Below are 18,945 nucleotides of genomic sequence, written 5' to 3' on the forward strand. Positions count from 1 at the left end.
GGGGCGCTTTCTCGGGAGCGGGGCGGTGTCGGGTCACAGGGCCGGGCGGCGGTCGAGACGCCAGCGCAGCCGGCCGTTCTCGTGGTGGATGACGACCTTGGCCGGCAGGGGGAGGTCGTGGAAGGGGGACTCGTTCGAGTCCATCTGGTAGCCGGCGGTGTTGGGATAGACGAGCAGGTCGCCGACCCGGGGGCGGCGGGGGAAGGCGATCTTGCGCCAGGTGAGCAGGTCGGAGTCGAGGCAGCTGGCCCCGCCCACGCACGCCCGGTACTCTGCGGCGTCCTGGTCGGGGTGCGGGGTGAGGAGCAGGGGGTCGGGCAGGTACTCGCTGTTGAACCACTGCTCGGACAGGCTCAGGCTGCTGCCGTCGACGGTGACGATCCCGTACCCGGGGCGGTCCTTGACGCCCTGGACGGCGAACACCGAGGATCCGGCCCCGGCCAGCAGGGCGCGTCCGGGTTCCAGCAGCAGCATCACGCCCGCCTCCCGCAGCCGCCCGGCCAGCGGGTCACCCGTGCCGTGGGGGCGGGCGGCGAGGACGGCCCGCAGGGCGTCGGCCCCGGCGACGGGCGAGTGGTAGGGGTAGAAGTCGCTCGTGCTGAAGGACTTGCGGGCGTGGTAGTCGTCGGGGCCCTGTTCGGCGAGGAAGGTGTGCCAGGCCTCGGCGGGCACGTAGTCGACGGCGAAGCCGCCGCCGATGCTGATCCGGTCGGCCTGCAGCCCCAGGAGCCGTGCCTTGAGGCAGAGTTCGACGAGTTCTCCGGCGAGGTCGGCGCGGGGCTGCACGTCGTAGCCGGACAGGTGGAAGCTGAAGCCTTCCATCCGGACCCGCTCCTTCGCCGCGGCGCAGCGCAGCAGCGCGGTGTCGAGCTGGTCGTCGGTGAGGCCGAAGCGGCTCCCTGTTCGGGTGGGCGGGAAGCGGCGCAGCAGGATGCGGACGGGTCGGGGGACGTCCAGGTGCAGGACGCGGCTCAGTTCGTCGAGGGAGTCGACGGCTATCAGTGCGCCTTGGAGGGCCGCGACGCGCAGCAGCGGTTCGGCTTTGGCGGGCCCGGTGACGACGAGGTCCTCGCCGCGCACACCGTGGCCGAGGGCTTCGCGCAGCTCGCCGTGGCTGGCGACGTCCACGCCGGCTCCCGCGTGGGCGCAGCGTTCGACGAACGCGGCGGCCTTGTTGGCCTTCTTCGCGAAGTACACCGTGCCCTCCACGTCCGCCTCGTCGAGCGCGGCCCGGAAGGCTGCGAGGTTGGCGTCGAAGCGTTCGGGCAGCACGAAGTGGAACGGTCCGCCGAAGGCGTGGGAGAGGTCGTGCAGGAGGTCTCCGGCCGCGATCCTGTCGTGGAGGGGATCGGGGTGGGCGGGAAGGGTCAGCGCCACAGCGCGACCTCGGTGCCGAGGTTCTGGTCGGCGGCGAGCTGGGCGAAGCGGTGGCCCAGCGCGATGTCGGTGACGACCAGGCCGCTGTTGTAGGCGAAGATCCGCTGGCCGGGTGCGGTACGGGCCTGGGAGGCGCCGGAGATGGCGGCGGGCAGCTCCAGGTCGACGGCGGGCAGGTTGCCGTCGGCGTCGGCCATGTCGGTGCCGGTGACGCGCATCTGGGCCTCGCTGGTGGCGATGATGCGGTCGGCTCGGTGCAGCGTGGACGGGGCGAGGCCGTGGCCGACGAGGATCGCGGTCGCGCCGGGCTTCAGCCAGTCGGCCTCGACGGCGGCGGAGGTGTGAGCGCCGGCGGTGGCGACGATGACGTCCGCGTCGTGCGCGGCGCGCTTGAGGTCGGTGACCAACTCCAGCTCGCGGCCGGGGAAGTGGCGCTCCAGCTCCCGGCGGACGGCGGCTATGCCGTCGGGGTGGGTGCCGGCCAGCAGCAGCCGCTCCAGCTTCGGCAGTGTGGTGAGCAGGAACGGCAGCGCGAGGCGGCCCTGCGTGCCCGTGCCGATCACCAGTGCCGTGGAGGCGTCGGGGGAGGCGCACTCGCGGGCCAGCAGGGCGGAGACGGCCGGGGTGCGAAGCGAGCCGATGCGCGAGCAGTCCATCATGGCGACCGGTAGGCCGGTGACGTCGTCGTAGACGGTCAGCGTCGTGTAGTAGTGCTGCTCCTCGCGGCCCTTGTCGAGGCCGTGCTTGTACGAGGTCTTGATGGCGACGACGTTGCGCGCCCCGTCGCGGCCGAGCATGGCGTAGGAGACGGAGTGTCCGTCGGCGGGCTTGACGGTGAGTTTGCGCGGGTTGTCGGACTGGCCTGCGGCCAGGGTGCGGTAGGCCTGTTCGACGGTGTCGACGACGTCGGTCAGGGTGATGTCCAGGCCGGCGAGGTCGCTGGTGGAGAGTACGCGCAGGGTGGTGTCGTCCCGGTCCACGGGGGTGCCCTTTCGGATGGGTGAGGCGGCATCTGGAAGGCGGTAAGTCGGTATGGCAGGAGAGCAGGAGAGCAGGAAGGCAGGTCAGGCGGTGAGCGCGGCCTGGCCGTAGCCGTGTTCGTCGTGTTCGGCGACCGGGCGGGTGGGGCGGCCCTCGACGCGCACGGAGGCGCGCTTGAGCCAGCGGTCGGTGCCGTCGTAGCGCGCCCGGAAGGGGACGCGGCCGTGGACGACGATGTCGTTGTCGACGACCAGCACGTCGCCCGGCTCCAGGCTCACCGCCACCGAGACGCGGGCGAGTTCGTCCTCCAGGCGCCGGTAGGCAGCGCGCCAGGTCTCGTCGGCGTCCTCGACCGGCGTGTAGGCGGGGTCGAAGCGCATGGTCAGGCCTTCGGGTGCCGAGAAGAGGGTGGGCACCGGTGCGGGTCGGCCGGCGAACTGCTGGGCCTGCTCGTAGGCGTCGTCGGGCAGGATCGGCACGATCGGACGCTTGAGCTGGGCGACGTCCTCGTCGGCGAGGTCGGTGAGGCGGATGCTGGCCGCGGTGGTGGCGATGTTGTCGTGGTTGCGCATGCAGCACAGCAGGAGCAGGTGGGCGCGGCCGGGGTGGAAGGCGTCCTCGGTGTGCGGGGTGAGCAGGACGGAGCTGGAGGCGCCGGTCTGCTCGCTCTCGTGGCCGGGGGAGGGGACGATGTTGTGTACGAACCGGCCTTCCTGCTGGCCGTCCCAGGCGATCGGGGTCCCCATCAGCGTGGAGACGAGCAGCAGCACGACGTCCCACAGCGCGCCCGCGTCCCCGACGGCCGACCAGTGGCCGGGCGTCGGGCCCAGCTCCGTGTCGTCCGGGTGCAGTCCGCGCAGCACGAACAGGCCGTCGGCGGTGTCCACGGGGCGCAGCGCGTGCCGGAGTTCGCGGCTGAGCTGGGCGCACATCACGGGCAGGTCGGCCAGCAGGCGGGGGCTGGTGGCGGAGCCGTGGAAGTCCAGCAGCTTGGCGGCGGTGGCGGTCAGTTCCGCGGTGGCGGCGGTGTCGAGACGGCGTACCGGGGCAGGGCAGGTGGGCACGGCGGGGCCTTCCGTGGGCAGGGGTGGGGAGAAGGTGTTGCGGGCACGCGGCATCACCGCGCCGGTGCGGGACGGCGGGCGGGAGCAGCGCGTGAGGCGTGGGGTCCGGGTCGGCTCGGACGGCCGGACGACAGGAAACGTAACAACGACTTCGAAGTAAGGCAAGCCTTACCCGATCAGATGTCTACATTTACGTAGTCTCAGTTCGGGGTGGTGGCGCACCTGCCGCGCGGGGGCAACTCCGCTGCTCGGATTGCTGTTTGCGGCAGGGGGGCGCACGCCCGGTGGGCCGGTGCGCTCCGTCGGGCGGCTTGCGACCTGTCTCAAACTTAGGGTAGGTAAACCTAAGCAAATCGAGCTCAACCCGAATCGAGGAACGAACGTGGGCGTCACCAGACGAGAGCTGCTGTGGGCCGGTGCCGGTATCGGGGCGGCCGGTGCGCTCGCCGCCTGCGGCAGTGGCGCGGGCGGATCCAAGGACGCCGCATCCGCGGGCGCGGTGTCCTCGCAGCCCCGCGCCGGGGGGACGCTGAAGGTCGGTGCTCTCGGCAAGGCCTCCGCGATCACCCGTGACCCGCACGGCACGCAGGCCAACGAGAGCGACTACCTGATCATCAGTCTGCTCTACGACACGCTGGCCGTTCCCGGATCCACCGCCAACACCGTCCCGCGCCTGGCCTCCTGGAAGCCGTCGGAGGACCTGAAGACCTGGCGCTTCACGATCGCCGACGGCGCGACGTTCCACGACGGCACCCCGGTCACCGCCGCCGACGTGGTCTGGTCGCTGCAGCGCCTGCGCAACACCCCGGCGGGCAAGAGCCGGCTGCCCGGCATCCAGCCCGCGGGCATCAGGGCCGAGGACGCGAAGACCGTCGTCCTGGTCTCCGACTACCCCAACGCGGATCTGCCGCTGCTGACCCGTCTGACCACCTTCGTCCTGAAGAAGGACACCAAGGACGACGCGATCGCCGGCGCCCCCGGCACCGGCCCGTTCAAGCTCGACTGGTACCGCGACGGCAACGCCCGGCTGGTGCGCAACGACAACTGGTACGGCGGCAAGGTGCTGCTCGACGCCGTCGAGGTGCGCCTGTTCGAGAGCCCGCAGGCCATGGCCAACGCCCTGCTCGCCGGGCAGATCGACCTCGCCTCCAACGTCGGCGCCGTCGCCGCCCGCACCGCCGAGGCCCGCAAGGACGTCCAGATCCTGCGCCGCCCCAACGACATGGCGATGCCCGTCGTCATGCGCACCGCCGACGGCCCGTTCGCCGACGCACGGGTGCGCGAGGCCCTGAAGCTGGCGGTCGACCGCGACGCCATGGTCAAGCAGGTCCTCTCCGGCTACGGCAGCGTCGCCAACGACATCCTCGGCACCGGCGACCCGGCCTTCGCCAAGGACATACCGCAGCGGGGGCGCGACCTCGCCAAGGCCAAGCAACTGCTCTCCGACGCCGGGTTCGACACCTCCCGGACCTACGACCTGATCACCACCGAGGACGTCTCCGGCCTCGCCGAGTCCGCGACCCTGTTCGCCACCCAGGTCCGCGAGGCCGGCGTGAAGATCAACGTCGTGAAGCAGGACTCCAAGGTCTTCTGGGACGCCACCTGGCTCAAGGCGCCGCTCTACACGACGTACTGGGGCACCAACGACTCGGTCGTCTTCTTCGCCTCCAAGACGATGCTCTCCGACGCCGGCCAGAACGAGTCCGCCTTCAAGGACCCCGCATTCGACGAGGCCTACCGCACGGCCATGGGCACCGCCGACGCCGCCGCGCGCGACAAGCTGCTGCACCGGCTCCAGGAGATCGAGTTCGCCGAGTCCGGCTACCTGCTGTGGGGCATGGCCGACGGCATCGACCTCGCCGGAGCCGCCGTGCGCGACCTGCCCAGGCTTCCCGGCTACGGCCGCGTCCAGCTCGACAAGACCTGGCTGGCGCGTTGACCACGCTTCAGCCGGCCGGCGCCCGCGCGCCGCAGGGCACCCCGGCCCGCATCCTCCCCGGTGCGGGCCGGGTCGCCCGGCAGGCGGCCCGGCGCCTGGCCCTGCTCGTCGTCCTGCTCGCCGGCGTCTTCGCCGCCGTCGAGCTGCTCCCGGGCGACGCCGCCGGCGCGACCGCCGAGCGCGGGGTCACCGCCGCCGACCTCGCCGCCCGCCGCAGCGCCCTCGGGCTCGACCGCCCGGTGGCCGAACGCTTCTGGGACTGGATGACCGGCCTGCCCACCGGCGACCTCGGCGTCACCGCGCGCGGCCAGCACGTCACCGACATCCTCGCCGGCCCCTTCCCCAACACCCTGCTCCTGGGCACCCTCGCCCTCGCCCTGAGCACCATCGGCGCCCTCGCGCTCGGGAGCCGGGCCGCCCTGCGCCCCGGCGGACGCGCCGACCGCGCCATCGACGCCGCCTCCACCGCCGCGTTCGCCCTCCCGGAGTTCGTCGTCTCCGTCGCCCTCCTGCTCCTGCTGTCCCAGTGGACCGGCTGGCTGCCCGCCGTCACCCTCACCGGCCCCGACGGAGCCCCCGAGTCCTGGACCATGCTCGTCCTGCCGGTGCTCTCACTGGCCGTCCCCCAGATCGGCTGGAACACCCGCATCGTGCGCGGCGCGCTCGCCGACCAGGCCGCGCTGCCGCACGTCCAGGCCGCCGTCCTCGACGGCCTCGCGCGCCGACGCATCCTCAGCCACCACATGCTCCCCGGCGCCCTGTCCGCCATCGCCGTCGGCATCGCCACCTCCGCCGGCATGCTGCTGGGCGGCACCGTCGTCGTCGAGACCCTCTTCAACTACCCCGGCATCGGCGCCGTCCTGGCCGGGGCCATCGCCGACCGTGACACCCCGCTCGTCGCCGGAGTCGTGGCCGCGGCCGGCGCCGCCATCAGCCTGCTCCTGCTGCTGGCCGACCTCATCCGCACCACCGCCCTCGGAGAGGAGCGCCGATGACCGCCGATGCCCCGACCGCAGCGGCCCCCGCGCCCGCCACCCGGCGAAGGAGGCACGTGCTCGTCCGCGCCGTCCCCGCGCTCATGCTCGTCCTCCTCGCCCTCGCCGGACCGCTCCTCGCCCCTCACCCCATCGACACCCCCGTCACCTTCCCCTACGCCGAAGCCGGCGGCGACGCGCCGCTCGGCGGTGACCAGCTCGGCCGCGACGTCCTCAGCCGCCTGCTGACCGGCGGCGCACCCCTGATCGCCACAGCCGTGGCCATCGCCCTGGTCGTCACGGCGGCGGCCACCGTCCTCGGCATCCTCGCCGTCCTGCGGCCCCGGCTCGGCCGGTGGATCGAACGCGCCGCCGACCTGACGATCCTCCTGCCCTCCGTCCTCGCCATCATGCTCATCGCCCTGGCCTGGCCCGCCGGGGGACGCCTGGCCGTCGCAGCCGCCGCCACCCTCCTGGGCATTCCCTACGCCGTGCGCATCGTCGCCGCGGCAGCCGCCCCCATCGCCGCCACCGGCTACGTCGAGGCCGCGGCCGTCGGCGGCGAACGCCTGTGGCACCTGACGGTCCGCGAGGTGCTGCCCAACCTGCGCTCCACCCTCCTCGCCCTGTTCGGCCTGCGCTTCGTCGAAGGCGTCTACATCGTCTCGGTCGCCGCCTTCCTCCAGCTCGGCCCCCAACCCCCGGAAGCCGACTGGGCGTTGATGATCCGCGAGAACGCCGCCGGGATCACCCTCAACCCCTGGGCGGTCGGCGCGCCGTGCCTGGCCATCGGGCTGCTCGCCATCAGCGTCAACCTCGCCGCCGAAGCCCTCGCCCCCGCCCGGCCGACCCCGGAGACCCCGCTGTGAGCACCACCGCCCCCGCCGCCCGCGTTACGGGCCTGTCCATCGCCCTCGCGGACACGCCCCTGCTCACCGACGCCACCCTCACCCTCACCCCGGGCCGGGTCACCGCCGTCACCGGCCCCTCCGGCGCCGGCAAGACCACCCTCCTGCGCGCCCTGGTCGGAGCCCTCCCACCAGGCGCCCGCGTCACCACCGGCACCCTCGACGTCCTCGGCCACGACATCCTCGCCCTCCCGCCCGAGGACCTGCGCCGCCTTCGCCGCCACAAGCTCGCCTTCGTCGGCCAGGACCCGGGCTCGGACCTCAACCCGCGCATGCGCGTCGACCGCCTCCTGACCGAGACCGCCGCCGACCGCCGCCGAACCTCCGTACCCGACCTGCTGCGTGCCGTCCGCCTGCCGGCCGGCGAGCGCCTCGAACACCGCCGCCCCGCAGGCCTGTCCGGCGGTCAGCAGCGGCGTGTCGCGCTTGCCCGCGCCCTCGCCCGACGGCCCGAGATCCTCCTCCTCGACGAACCCACCGCTGGCCTCGACCCGGCCCTGCGCGACGACATCGCCGACCTGCTGCGCGAGATCGCCGACTCCGACGGCCTCGCCATCGCCCTCACCAGCCACGACCCCGACTTCGTCGCCCGCTGCGCCGACGACGTTCTGGCCCTGTGGCCCGACCGCCTTCCTGCGGCCCCGGCTGTGGCCCCGGCTGCGGCGGTGGCTGGGGCTGTGGCCGGGGTTGTGCCGGCAACGGCCGTGCAGGCCGCACGCGTTCGTACCAGGGCCGCCTCCGGAATGCCGCCCGTCGTGGAGGTGAAGGCGCTCAGCGCCGGCATCGGCACGGTCCGCACCCGCCACCGCGTCTTCGCCGCCGTCGACCTCGTCCTGATGCCCGGCACGCTGACCGGGATCACCGGCCCGTCCGGATGCGGCAAGAGCACGCTGCTGCGCACCCTGGCCGGCCTTCACCGGCCCGAGTCCGGCAGCGTCATCCTCCACGGCGAACACCTGGCCCCGTCCTACCGGCGCCGCAGCCGCGACCAGCGCCGCCGCATCCAGCTCGTCCCCCAGAACCCCCTCGGCGCCCTCAACCCGGCCCACACCGTCGGTGCCACCCTCACCCGGCCGCTGAAGCTGCACTTCGGCCTTCCCGCCGCCCGGTGCGAGGAGCGCGTCGCCGAACTGCTCACCGCCGTCGGCCTGCCCCCGCACTACGCGACTCGCCACCCCCACGAACTCTCCGGCGGCCAACGCCAGCGCGTCTCCCTCGCCCGCGCCCTGGCCGCCGAACCCGACGTCCTGCTCTGCGACGAGGTCACCTCCGCCCTCGACACCGACACCGCCGCCGCGCTCATGGACCTTCTCGACGACCTGCGCACCAGCCGGGGCCTGGCGGTGGTCCTCGTCAGCCATGACCTCCCCCTCGTCACCGGCCACGCCGACCACGTCCTGCCTCTCGCGGGCCCCCACTCCGCACCGCTCACCGCGCAGCAGCCCGCCGGCGTCCGCTGACTCCTACTCGGAGATCCACCGTCGGCGCTGTCCGCCGGTGAGCACCCAGCCGGGGCCCGAGGGCGAGGGTGTGCGGTGTCCCGCGCCGCGGGCGGCCGCCGTGCACACCCGCCGCAGCAGGGAGTTGAGTTCGGCGCGCTGGCCCTTCGTCAACGAGGCGAGCAGGTCGCCTTGGACGGCGGATGCGTCGTCGTGCAGCACGTCCAGCGCTGCCTGCCCGGCCGGGGTGATCGTCAGCACCTCCTGCCGCCCGCCGATCTGGACGACCATGGAGTGCACCAGGCCTGCCGACAGGAGGTCGTCCAGTGCCTGGGCGGAGTCGGTCCCGGTTGCGGCGGTTGCGGTTGCGGCGGCGTGCTCGATGAGGTCGCGGCGCCCGTGCGGCCCCAGCTGGGCGAGTGCGGACAGCAGCGCCTGATGGGCCGGGCCCATTCCCCTCGCGTCGAGCCGGTCGGCCAGCAGCCGGTCGACCGCCCTGCCGGCCGTCGACAGGAGGTAGACGGTCTGTTCGAAGGGGCTCGTCGAGCCCGTCCTCCCGTCGTACACGCCAGGTCCCATCGTCCGGTGGCCGCCGTGTTCTCGGACCGGGGCCATGGTGGCGGCACCCGCGCGGGGACGCCGAGCCCGGAGGCCGGAGTGAACGCGGCCTCTGATCGCCGGCGGGCGGGCGGCTGCGCCAAGACCCGCACGGGTAAGCCGAGCCTCACCATACCCGGACCCGCACGGTTGGTCTACATCGATGTCGTCAGACCGTGCCGTGAGCCCTCAAGGTCCGGGCCGCGTACTCGACGTACTCGTGCAGCCCGTAGGCCAAGGCCGCGCCGAGCAGGGCCGCGACCGTGACGGCGGCGACCAGGGCGACGGCGGCGTGCGCCCTGCGGCCGGTCGGGCGGGCGGGTGCGGGGCCCAGGAGGGCCTGGACGCGCTGGGGCACGGGGCCGGTGCTCACGGACAGCAGGGGCCCGGCGGTTCGGCGCCCGGACGGCGATCCGGCCAGGGCCGCCCGGGCGATGGCGGTCGCGGCGGTGCGCCGGTCGGCGACCGCGGCGGCGGCCTGCTCGTCGGCCCAGCGTTCCAGGTGGTAGTCGAGGTCGGCCCGCAGCCGGGCCAACGCCGGGTGTACGGCGGCGGCGAGGTCGACGGCGGCGGACAGCAGGTGGTGGCGCCCGCGCAGGTGGGCGCGCTCGTGGGCGAGGAGCACCGCGCGCTCCGCCGGGCCCAGCGCGCTCAGCATGCCGGCCGAGACGACGACGCGGCCGGGGCGCCCCCGGTGGCCGGGCAGGGCGAAGGCCTCGGCGTCCTTGCCCGCGACCACGAGCAGGTCGCCGTCGCCCGTCGCATCAGCGGTCAGGCCCCAGGCACGGGCGAGGAGCACGCGGTGCCCGCGCCACCGCAGCGTCAGCCGTACGGCCTGGACGGCCAGCGCGGCCCCGGCAGCGCAGGACACCGGCACCACGGCCGGCCACCGGGCGACGACGCCGGACAGCGGCAGGTGCTCCAGGCCTGCCAGGAACGGGACGTGGAACAGCCCGGCGAGTGCCGCGACGGTGCCGCCCGCCAGCAGGACGGCCGCGCCCGTGAGCGCGAGCGAGGCCTCGCGCGGAGGGAGCAGCAGGGCCAGGCGGCGTGCGGCGGGCACCGCGGCCCAGGGGAGCAGCAGGGCCAGGGCGACGATCGTCAGGATCAGGCCCATGCGTCGTCCTCGGGCCCGGGACTGCCGGAGTTCGTCGCGGTCGCGGTCGCGGTCGCGGTCGTGGCTTCGGCCTCGGCCTCGGTCTGGGCATCGAGGAGCAGGCGGCGCAGGACGTCCTCGTCGTCCTCGGACAGGGAGGAGACGAACCGCTTCAGCACGAGGTCCCGCTGGGGTTCCTTCTCCAACTCCCGACGCATGCGCCCGGCCGCCAGTCCGGCGGCGTCCTCCACCGGGGCGTAGGCGAAGGACCGCGCGGGGCGGCTGCGGACCAGGGTCCCCTTCTCGTGCAGGCGCGTGAGGATCGTCGTCACGGTGGTGCGGGCCAGCCCGTGGTCCAGCGCCTCCTTGACCTGCTGGGCGGTCAGCGGCTCGCCGGCCGCCCACAACACCGCCAGCACGTCCGCGACCAGTTCCCCGTGCGGACGCCTGGCGTCCCGACCGACCCTCACATCGTTCTCCCTGTCCCGACACTCCCGGAAGGCACACTCCCGGCAGGCACACCTCCGGCAGGCACACCTCCGGCGCCGACAGCGGTCGGCGGCCGAGGCCTGCCCGCGCCGGTATGGCGAAGATGGGCCCGGCCTGTGTTGCTTAGGTGTGCCTCAGCTAACTTTACGGGCTCGCGGCCCCGCGCTGCCGGGCGCCTGATTTGCGGACACCGTCCGGTCACGTGCCGCTCGGCGCGGTGGAAAGTCGATGGCGCAACGCGCGTGCGGGCCTCTGGACTTACTAGGACGTCCAACTATATGGTCGACGGCAGGTCCGCGGTGTCAGGGAAGCCGGTGTGAGTCCGGCACGGTCCCGCCACTGTGACCGGGGAGTTCGTCCTCGCAGACGAAGGCCACTGGCAGCCAGCCGGGAAGGCCTGGGGGCGTGCGGTGATCCGGGAGTCAGGATACCGGCCGCGGGTGTTCCGTGTTTTCCACGAGGATGGAGACGACACGCATGACTCCGGGCTGCTCCCGCTCCACTGCCGCTCCTGGTCGTCCCGTGCCCACGGCCGCCGGGGCCCCGACGCCCTGACGTTCCGTTCTGCCGCCGCACGCCCGTGTCGCGGGGCGCACCACCGTGCGCCCGCCGACCGGCGGCGGCCTCCGATCCTCCTCCTCTCCCCACCCCTGTCGAGAGAAGGAACCCGATGGTCCGAGAACTGACCCACTTCGTCGCCGGCAAGCCCACCGCCGGCACCTCCGGTCGCTTCGGCGACGTGTACGACCCCAACACCGGCCGGGTGCAGGCCCGGGTGCCGCTGGCGAGCCGGGCCGAGGTCGAGGCGGTGATCGCCGACGCCGCGCAGGCCCAGCCCGCATGGGCCGCGTGGAACCCGCAGCGGCGCGCCCGCGTCCTGCTGCGCTTCCTCCAACTCGTCGAGCAGGAGAAGGAGGAGCTGGCCCGGCTGCTGTCCGCCGAGCACGGCAAGACCGTGGCCGATGCCCACGGGGACATCCAACGCGGCCTGGAGGTCGTGGAGTTCGCCGCCGGCATCCCGCACCTGCTGAAGGGCGAGTTCAGCGACAACGCGGGCACCGGCATCGACGTGTACTCGATGCGCCAGCCGCTCGGCGTGGTCGCGGGCATCACGCCGTTCAACTTCCCCGCGATGATCCCGCTCTGGAAGGCCGCACCCGCCATCGCCTGCGGCAACGCCTTCGTCCTCAAGCCCTCGGAGCGCGACCCCTCGGTGCCGCTGCGCCTGGCCGAGCTGTTCCTGGAGGCCGGGCTGCCGCCGGGCGTGCTGAACGTGGTCAACGGCGGCAAGGAGGCCGTCGACACCCTGCTGGAGGACCCGCGGGTGCAGGCGGTCGGGTTCGTCGGCTCCACGCCGATCGCCCAGTACGTGTACGCCACCGCCGCCGCGCACGGGAAGCGGGCGCAGTGCTTCGGCGGCGCCAAGAACCACCTGGTCGTGATGCCGGACGCCGACCTCGACCAGGCCGCGGACGCGCTGATCGGCGCCGGCTACGGCTCGGCCGGCGAGCGCTGCATGGCGATCTCGGTGGCCGTCCCGGTGGGGGAGGAGACGGCCGACGCCCTGGTGGCCAAACTGGTCGAGCGGATCGCCGCGTTGAAGGTCGGGCGCTCGGACGACCCGGCGGCGGACTTCGGCCCGCTGGTCGGCGCCGACGCGCTGGAGCGGGTCCGCGGCTACCTGGACCTCGGGGTCGAGGAGGGCGCCGAACTCGTCGTCGACGGGCGGGACTTCCGGCTGGAGGGGCACGAGGACGGCTACTTCCTCGGCGCCTCGCTGTTCGACCGCGTCACGCCGGACATGCGGATCTACCGGGAGGAGATCTTCGGCCCCGTCCTGACCGTGCTCCGCGCCGCCGACTACGAGGAGGCGCTGCGCCTGCCCGGCGAGCACGAGTTCGGCAACGGCGTGGCCGTCTACACCCGGGACGGCGACACGGCGCGGGACTTCGCCCGCCGGGTGAACACCGGCATGGTCGGCGTCAACGTGCCGATCCCCGTGCCGGTCGCTTACCACACCTTCGGCGGCTGGAAGCGCTCCGGGTTCGGCGACCTCAACCAGCACGGGCCGGACTCGATCCGCTTCTACACCCGCACCCGGACCGTCACCTCGCGCTGGCCCTCCGGGGTCAAGGAGGGCGCGAGCTTCACCATCCCGACGATGGGCTGAGGGCGCCGTGCACGACCTCACAGAGGACCAGCTCGCCATCGCGGCGACCACCCGGGCCTTCGCCCGCGAACACCTGGCGCCGAACGCGGTCGCGTGGGACCAGGCCAAGCACTTCCCGGTGGACGTGCTGCGCAAGGCGGCGGACGTCGGCCTGGCCGGTGTCTACGTCCGCGAGGAGTCCGGCGGCTCCGGACTCACCCGCGCCGACGGCGTGCTGGTGTTCGAGGCGCTGGCCACCGGCTGCCCGTCCATCGCCGCCTACCTGTCCATCCACAACATGGTCGCCTGGATGATCGACCGCTACGGCGACGACGCCCAGCGCGCCCGGTGGCTGCCGGGCCTCAGCGCCATGGCGACCCCCGCCAGCTACTGCCTCACCGAGCCCGGCGCGGGCTCGGACGCGGCGGCACTGACCACCCGAGCCCGCCGGGACGGCGACCACTGGGTCCTCGACGGCGTCAAGCAGTTCATCTCGGGCGCAGGGGCCTCCCGGGTCTACCTGGTGATGGCCCGCACCGGCGGACCGGGGGCCGGCGGGGTGTCCGCGTTCGTCGTCGAACGCGACGACGCCGGCGTCTCGTTCGGGCCCGACGAGAAGAAGATGGGCTGGAACGCCCAGCCCACCCGCCAGGTGCGGCTGGACGGCGTCCGGCTCCCGGCCGACCGCCTCCTCGGAGCCGAGGGCGAGGGCTTCCGGATCGCCATGAACGGGCTGAACGGCGGCCGGCTCGGCATCGCCGCCTGCTCCCTCGGCGGAGCGCAGGACGCCCTGGAGCGGGCCACCCGCTACCTGGCGGACCGCGAGGCGTTCGGCGCCCGGCTCCTGCACGCCCAGGCGCTGCAGTTCCGGCTCGCCGACATGGCCACGGAGCTGGAGGCGGCCAGGTCGCTGCTCTGGCGGGCCGCCTCGGCCCTGGACCGGGGGGACCCCAGAGCGCCGGAGCTGTGCGCGATGGCCAAGCGGCACGCCACCGACACCGGCTTCGAGGTCGCCAACCAGGCGCTCCAACTGCACGGCGGCTACGGCTACCTGGCCGAGTACGGCATCGAGAAGATCGTCCGCGACCTGCGGGTGCACCAGATCCTGGAAGGAACCAACGAGATCATGCGCGTCATCGTCGCCCGCGGCCTGACCGGGGCCGCGTGATGGCCGGGAACGACCTCGACGAGGTCCTGGTCCACCGCGAGGGCCGGGCCGGCCTGATCGTCCTCAACCGCCCCGCGGCCCTGAACGCCCTCACCCACGGCATGGTGCAAAGGATCTCCGAAGCCCTGGACGCGTGGGAGGAGGACGAGCGGGTCGAAACCGTGGTCATCACCGGCGCCGGTGAGCGGGCCTTCTGCGCCGGCGGCGACATCGTCGCCATCCACCGCGCCGCCACCGGCGCGGACCCGGGCGCGGTGGAGGAGTTCTGGCGCGACGAGTACCGCCTCAACGCCCGCATCGCCCGCTACCCCAAGCCCTACGTCGCGCTCATGAGCGGCATCGTGATGGGCGGCGGGGTCGGGGTCTCCGCCCACGGCAGCGTCCGGATCGTCACCGGGACCACACGCATCGCCATGCCCGAGGCCGGCATCGGCTTCGTCCCCGACGTCGGCGGCACCTACCTGCTCGCCCTCGCACCCGGCGAGTCGGGTACCCACCTGGCCCTGACCGCGGGCTCCGTCGGTGCCGGTGACGCGCTGCTCTGCGGCCTCGCCGACCACTTCGTCCCGGCCGAGCGGCTGCCCGCGCTGCTGGACGACCTCGCCGAACTCCCCGTGCACGACGCCCTCGAACGGAACGTCGGGCCCGCACCGGCCGGCGTGCTGGACGGCCGGCGGGCCTGGATCGACCACTGCTACGGGGCCGACACCGTGGAGGAGATCCTCGACCGCCTGCGGGACAGCGGCGAACCGGAGGCCAAGGAGGCCGCGGACCGGATCGCCGCCAACTCGCCCGCCGCCGTGAAGGCCACCCTCGCCGCCCTGCGCCGGGCCCGCACCCTCGGCCCGCTGGAGGCCGTCCTCGACCAGGAGTACCGGACCTCCTGTGCGGCGCTCTCCACGCCGGACCTGGCCGAGGGGATCCGCGCCCAGGTGATCGACAAGGACCGCTCCCCGCGGTGGAACCCGTCGACGCTGAGCGCCGTCGAGCCCGCCACGGTGGCCCGCTACTTCGCCCCGCTCGGCGACCGGGAACTCGGCCTGGCCCCCACCACACCCCTGGAGCGCTGGTGACCCACCGCAACGGATTCAACGGATTCAATGGAGTCATCGGATTCATCGGACTCGGCAACATGGGCGGCCCGATGGCCGCCAACCTCGCCACGGCCGGACACACCGTGACCGGCTACGACCTGGCGCCCGAGGCACTGCGCCGGGCGTCCCGGACGGAGAACGGCGTCCGTCCGGCGCGGTCCGCGACCGAGGCGGTGCGGGAGGCCGACGTCGTCATCAGCATGCTGCCGGCCGGCCGGCACGTGCTGGCCGCCTACGCGGACCTGCTGCCCGCCGCCCGCCCGGGAACGCTCTTCGTCGACTGCTCCACGATCGACGTCGCGGACGCCCGGGCGGCGCACGACCTCGCCGTGCACGCCGGGCACCGGGCCGTGGACGCGCCGGTCTCCGGCGGGGTGGTCGGTGCCACGGCCGCGAGCCTCACCTTCATGGTCGGAGCCGCCGAGCCGGACTTCGAGGCGGCCCGACCCATGCTGGAGGCGATGGGCCGCAAGGTCGTGCACTGCGGACCCCCCGGTGCGGGGCAGGCCGCGAAGATCTGCAACAACATGATCCTGGGCATCTCGATGATCGCGGTCAGCGAGGCCTTCGTGCTCGGGGAGAGCCTCGGGCTCAGCCACCAGGCCCTCTACGACGTCGCCTCGACCGCCTCCGGCCAGTGCTGGGCGCTCACCACCAACTGCCCCGTCCCCGGACCGGTGCCGACCAGCCCGGCCAACCGCGACTACGCGGCCGGGTTCGCCGCCGCCCTGATGGCCAAGGACCTCGGCCTCGCCGCCGGGGCCGCCGAGGCCGCCGGCCTGCCCACCGAACTCGGACGCAGGGCGGCACAGCTGTACGCGGACTTCGCGCAGGCCGACGGCGGTGCCGGCCTGGACTTCTCGGCGATCATCACCACCCTGAGGGAGGACGGCAAGTGACCGGCTACGAGACGATCCTGGTCGAGCGCAAGGGCCGGGTGGGGCTGATCACGCTCGACCGGCCCAAGGCGCTCAACGCGCTCAACACCCTCCTGATGAACGAAGTCGTGCAGGCGGCAACGGAGTTCGACCGTGACCCGGAGATCGGCTGCCTGGTCATCACCGGCTCGGAGAAGGCCTTCGCGGCCGGCGCCGACATCAAGGAGATGCAGTCCCTCGACTTCGTCGACGCCTACCTCGGCGACTGGTTCGCCGCCTGGGACCGCTTCGCCGCGCTGCGCAAGCCCGTCGTGGCGGCGGTGGCGGGCTACGCGCTGGGCGGCGGCTGCGAGCTGGCGATGCTGTGCGACGTCCTGCTGGCGGCGGACACCGCGAAGTTCGGGCAGCCGGAGATCAAGCTCGGTGTCATCCCGGGCATCGGCGGTTCGCAGCGGCTGACCCGGGCGGTCGGCAAGGCGAAGGCGATGGAGCTCTGCCTGACCGGCCGGATGATGGGCGCCGAGGAGGCCGAGCGGGCCGGCCTGGTCTCCCGGATCGTCCCGGCGGACCAGCTGCTGGCCGAGGCCCTGACGGTGGCCGAGACCGTCGCGGCGATGTCCACCCCGGCGGCGGTCATGCTCAAGGAGAGCGTCAACCGCTCGTACGAGACCACGCTCGCCGAGGGCGTGCGCTTCGAACGGCGCCTGTTCCACGCCACGTTCGCCACGGCGGACCAGAAGGAGGGCATGGCGGCCTTCGCCGAGAAGCGCCCGCCGGAGTTCCTCAACCGCTGACGGTCCGAGCAGTTCGCGGCGCGATGTGGCGCGATGTGACGGACGATCCCTTGACCGGATCTTCTCCGTCTCGCCATGATGAGCCGTCAAGTTGTGACTCCGCCGCTGGGGGAAGTCCGGTCCGAATCCGGCGCTGACCCGCAACGGTAGGCCGCCGGCTCCACGCCGGCGGCGAGCCCGAGTACCCGGCGGCGGAGGTGTGTCGTCCCCTCCTCCCGTCGTGGTCTGCGGGCCGGAGCTCCGAGGGCTGCCCCGGCTGGTGCCGCCGTCCTCCGGGCCCCTGCGTGCGGGCCCGGAAAGGCCCACCGTGCCCTCGTTCCGACGCCCCCTGCGCCTCCTCGCGATACCCGCGCTCGCCCTCGCCACCGTCCTCCCGGCGGCCGCTGCCGCCCACGCCACGCCTGCCGCCGCGACCTCGTCCTCGACGATCCGCCCCGACGCCGCCGCCGGCGGCTGGCTCGCCCGCCAGCTCGTCGACGGCGACCACTTCGAGTCCGTCTTCAACGGGACCGCCTACCCCGACCAGGGCCTGACCATCGACGCCGTACTGGCCTTCGCCGCCTCGCGCAGCTCCGACCAGGCCGCCGCGAAGGCCACCGCCTGGCTGGCCAAGCCCGAGATCATCAGCGGCTACCTCGGCGACGGCACCACTGAGGCCTACGCCGGGGCGACCGCCAAGCTGCTGCTCGCCGTCGAGGTGCGCGGCGGGAACCCGACGGCCTTCGGCGGCGTCGACCTGCCCGCCCGGCTGCGCTCCCTCCAGACCGCCGACGGCCGGTTCTCCGACCGCTCGCAGTGGGGCGACTACAGCAACGCCTTCGGCCAGTCCCTGGCCCTGATCGCCCTGCACCGCACGACCGGTGGCGCCCCGGCCGCGGCCGTCGACTTCCTCGCCAACAGCCAGTGCCCGGAAGGCGGTTACCCGGTCTCCTTCGGCCAGGCCACCTGCACCAGCGACCCGGACGCCACCGCGCTCGCCGTACAGGCCCTCGCCGCGACCGGCCGCACCGCCAAGGCCAACGCCGGGCTCGGCTGGCTGACCGCCCACCAGAACGCCGACGGCGGCTTCGCGGCCGTCGGGGCCGCCGCGTCCAACGCCAACACCACCGGCCTCGCCACGCAGGCACTGCTGGCCGGCGGACGCTTCGGGGCCGGCCTCAAGGGCTGGAGCAGCCTGGTCAAGCTCCAGCAGGGCTGCGCCACGGACCCGGGCGTGCGCGGGGCGGTCGCCTACGACGCGTCCGGTTTCAACCCGGCCACCGGCGCCCGGGCCACCGCGCAGGCCGTCCTCGGCCTGGCCGGCACCCCGCTGGCCACCCTCTCCGCCGCCGGTGCCCGCCCGGACGCGCCCGTGCCGGCCTGCCCGGCGACCACCCGCTGACCACCCGCTGACCCCGCGAGGAGAGCTCCGATGACCGACACCCTGGCGCCCGCGCGCCCGGCCCGCCGCACCCTCGGCTCGATCGCCGCCGCCGCTGCCCTCACCGCCGGCCTGCTCGGCGCCTCCGCCGTCCAGGCCCCGCAGGCACAGGCCGCCGCCTGCGACGGCACCACCGGCGTCACCGTCGTGGTCGACTCCACCGCCGTCGGCGGCGGCATCCAGACCGGCTGCGCACCCGGCGATCCGGCCAGCGGCCTGGCCGCGCTGACCGGCGCCGGGTTCGCGTACACCTTCCACCCGCGCTACCCGGGCTTCGTCTGCACCATCAACGCCCTGCCGGCGACCTGCACCAACCCCACCGGCAGCGCCTACTGGTCGTACTGGCACGCCCAGCACGGCGGCCCCTGGTCGTACAGCAAGCTGGGCGCGGGCAGCTACAACCCGGCACCCGGCGACGTCGAGGGCTGGTCCTTCGGCGCCGGCGCCCAGCCGGGCGTCACTGCGCCCTGACCCCCGGCGGCACCCCCGGGGCCCCCGCGGGGGCGAGTGGTGTGGGGGTGGGCCACGGGCGGGCTGGGGGTGTGGGCGTTGAGGGGGAGGGGGTGCGACTCGCGCGC

At 73.9% G+C, this 18,945-nt stretch carries 17 protein-coding genes and 2 riboswitches; of the genes, 11 read left to right on the forward strand and 6 right to left on the reverse strand.

From position 1 onward, the window contains the following. Positions 1-33 precede the first annotated feature (33 nt). The 3 genes from ACFV6D_RS21785 to ACFV6D_RS21795 form a co-directional block, all read right to left on the reverse strand. On the reverse strand, positions 34-1,377 hold the full coding sequence (locus tag ACFV6D_RS21785; RefSeq protein WP_380560819.1) for a Y4yA family PLP-dependent enzyme: 1,344 nt from the start codon (positions 1,375-1,377) through the stop codon (positions 34-36). Further along, positions 1,368-2,357 carry an ornithine cyclodeaminase family protein gene (locus ACFV6D_RS21790; RefSeq protein WP_380560820.1) on the reverse strand — a complete coding sequence of 330 codons (990 nt, stop codon included), beginning with the start codon at positions 2,355-2,357 and terminating at the stop codon, positions 1,368-1,370. Before ACFV6D_RS21790 ends, ACFV6D_RS21785 begins: the two co-directional genes overlap by 10 nt. Before the next feature lie 84 nt (positions 2,358-2,441). Continuing rightward, a complete protein-coding gene (locus ACFV6D_RS21795) occupies positions 2,442-3,422 on the reverse strand; it encodes a TauD/TfdA family dioxygenase (RefSeq protein WP_380560821.1) in 981 nt (326 codons plus the stop codon). 382 nt (positions 3,423-3,804) lie between these two features. Here ACFV6D_RS21795 and ACFV6D_RS21800 point away from each other — a divergent pair, with 382 nt between their 5' ends. From ACFV6D_RS21800 to ACFV6D_RS21815, 4 genes are read left to right on the forward strand one after another with little or no spacing between them, the layout of a single operon-like run. After that, complete coding sequence (locus tag ACFV6D_RS21800) at positions 3,805-5,361, forward strand: ABC transporter substrate-binding protein (protein WP_380560822.1); 1,557 nt, start codon at positions 3,805-3,807, stop codon at positions 5,359-5,361. Then, the gene (locus tag ACFV6D_RS21805; protein ID WP_380560823.1) at positions 5,358-6,356 is read left to right on the forward strand and encodes an ABC transporter permease; all 999 of its coding nucleotides are present in this window, start codon (positions 5,358-5,360) and stop codon (positions 6,354-6,356) included. Before ACFV6D_RS21800 ends, ACFV6D_RS21805 begins: the two co-directional genes overlap by 4 nt. Beyond that, entirely contained in the window at positions 6,353-7,204 is an 852-nt protein-coding gene (locus ACFV6D_RS21810) for an ABC transporter permease (RefSeq protein WP_380560824.1), read from the forward strand. Before ACFV6D_RS21805 ends, ACFV6D_RS21810 begins: the two co-directional genes overlap by 4 nt. Beyond that, a complete protein-coding gene (locus ACFV6D_RS21815; RefSeq protein WP_380560825.1) occupies positions 7,201-8,703 on the forward strand; it encodes an ABC transporter ATP-binding protein in 1,503 nt (500 codons plus the stop codon). Before ACFV6D_RS21810 ends, ACFV6D_RS21815 begins: the two co-directional genes overlap by 4 nt. Positions 8,704-8,706: 3 nt before the next feature. On the opposite strand, the gene ACFV6D_RS21820 is transcribed toward ACFV6D_RS21815, so the two are convergent. The 3 genes from ACFV6D_RS21820 to ACFV6D_RS21830 all read right to left on the reverse strand — a co-directional run bounded on the left by ACFV6D_RS21820 (position 8,707) and on the right by ACFV6D_RS21830 (position 10,845). After that, the gene (locus ACFV6D_RS21820; RefSeq protein WP_380560826.1) at positions 8,707-9,249 is read right to left on the reverse strand and encodes a MarR family winged helix-turn-helix transcriptional regulator; all 543 of its coding nucleotides are present in this window, start codon (positions 9,247-9,249) and stop codon (positions 8,707-8,709) included. Between the two features lie 199 nt (positions 9,250-9,448). After that, the gene (locus ACFV6D_RS21825) at positions 9,449-10,396 is read right to left on the reverse strand and encodes a M48 family metalloprotease (protein ID WP_380560827.1); all 948 of its coding nucleotides are present in this window, start codon (positions 10,394-10,396) and stop codon (positions 9,449-9,451) included. Then, the gene (locus tag ACFV6D_RS21830; RefSeq protein ID WP_380560828.1) at positions 10,387-10,845 is read right to left on the reverse strand and encodes a BlaI/MecI/CopY family transcriptional regulator; all 459 of its coding nucleotides are present in this window, start codon (positions 10,843-10,845) and stop codon (positions 10,387-10,389) included. The genes ACFV6D_RS21825 and ACFV6D_RS21830 overlap by 10 nt, the downstream gene beginning before the upstream one ends. Positions 10,846-11,126: 281 nt before the next feature. Then, a riboswitch (cobalamin riboswitch) is annotated at positions 11,127-11,318 on the forward strand. A 216-nt stretch (positions 11,319-11,534) separates the two neighbouring features. Here ACFV6D_RS21830 and ACFV6D_RS21835 point away from each other — a divergent pair. The 7 genes from ACFV6D_RS21835 (at position 11,535) to ACFV6D_RS21865 (ending at position 18,838) form a co-directional block, all read left to right on the forward strand. Next, complete coding sequence (locus ACFV6D_RS21835; RefSeq protein WP_380480178.1) at positions 11,535-13,034, forward strand: CoA-acylating methylmalonate-semialdehyde dehydrogenase; 1,500 nt, start codon at positions 11,535-11,537, stop codon at positions 13,032-13,034. A gap of 7 nt (positions 13,035-13,041) precedes the next feature. Continuing rightward, a complete protein-coding gene (locus ACFV6D_RS21840; RefSeq protein ID WP_380560829.1) occupies positions 13,042-14,181 on the forward strand; it encodes an acyl-CoA dehydrogenase family protein in 1,140 nt (379 codons plus the stop codon). Next, positions 14,181-15,254, forward strand: a complete 1,074-nt coding sequence (locus tag ACFV6D_RS21845; protein ID WP_380560830.1) for an enoyl-CoA hydratase/isomerase family protein — start codon at positions 14,181-14,183, stop codon at positions 15,252-15,254. The genes ACFV6D_RS21840 and ACFV6D_RS21845 overlap by 1 nt, the downstream gene beginning before the upstream one ends. Continuing rightward, complete coding sequence (mmsB, locus tag ACFV6D_RS21850; RefSeq protein ID WP_380560831.1) at positions 15,251-16,174, forward strand: 3-hydroxyisobutyrate dehydrogenase; 924 nt, start codon at positions 15,251-15,253, stop codon at positions 16,172-16,174. The genes ACFV6D_RS21845 and mmsB overlap by 4 nt, the downstream gene beginning before the upstream one ends. After that, positions 16,171-16,947 (forward strand): enoyl-CoA hydratase, encoded by a 777-nt coding sequence (locus ACFV6D_RS21855; protein WP_380341524.1) that lies wholly within the window; start codon positions 16,171-16,173, stop codon positions 16,945-16,947. Before mmsB ends, ACFV6D_RS21855 begins: the two co-directional genes overlap by 4 nt. Before the next feature lie 67 nt (positions 16,948-17,014). Further along, a riboswitch (cobalamin riboswitch) is annotated at positions 17,015-17,155 on the forward strand. A 99-nt stretch (positions 17,156-17,254) separates the two neighbouring features. Beyond that, positions 17,255-18,328, forward strand: coding sequence for a prenyltransferase/squalene oxidase repeat-containing protein (locus ACFV6D_RS21860; RefSeq protein ID WP_380560832.1), 1,074 nt, complete (start codon positions 17,255-17,257; stop codon positions 18,326-18,328). A gap of 30 nt (positions 18,329-18,358) precedes the next feature. Beyond that, complete coding sequence (locus ACFV6D_RS21865) at positions 18,359-18,838, forward strand: flagellar hook-length control protein FliK (RefSeq protein ID WP_380560833.1); 480 nt, start codon at positions 18,359-18,361, stop codon at positions 18,836-18,838. Positions 18,839-18,945 lie beyond the last annotated feature (107 nt).

The organism is Kitasatospora sp. NPDC059812 (genome assembly GCF_042732075.1).
Classification (GTDB): domain Bacteria; phylum Actinomycetota; class Actinomycetes; order Streptomycetales; family Streptomycetaceae; genus Kitasatospora.